The organism is Cupriavidus sp. SIMBA_020, assembly GCF_046535395.1.
In the GTDB taxonomy this organism is placed as follows: Bacteria; Pseudomonadota; Gammaproteobacteria; order Burkholderiales; family Burkholderiaceae; genus Cupriavidus; species Cupriavidus campinensis.
Map to the genome: position 1 here is coordinate 1 of NZ_JAWRWU010000222.1, position 334 is coordinate 334.

The 334-nt window shown below is 65.0% G+C and carries 1 pseudogene; it reads left to right on the forward strand.

What is annotated here, in order from left to right:
• A pseudogene (locus SB751_RS28925) lies at positions 1-334 on the forward strand (TonB-dependent siderophore receptor); the annotation flags it as partial.

Sequence of the window (334 nt, forward strand, 5' to 3'; positions counted from 1 at the left end):
GATCGGTGCGCTACGGCCCGCAGAACGTGGGCGGGATCATCAACTTCGTGACGCGCGCGATTCCGCAGGATTTCACGGTGGATGCGTCGGTCGAGACCGACATGTACAGCCGCGGCGGTGTGAAGACGACACCCAGCGCGTTCATCGGCGGCACCAACGACCGCGGCCTGGGCGGCGCCCTGCTCTATTCGGGCACGCACGGCAATGGCTTTCGTGACAGCAATGATCGCGTCGATATCGATGATGTGATGCTCAAGGGCATGTACCGCATCGGCGCGGACGACAGCATATCGGCGGCGCTGCACCACTACGAGGACCGCGCCGGCATGCCGGG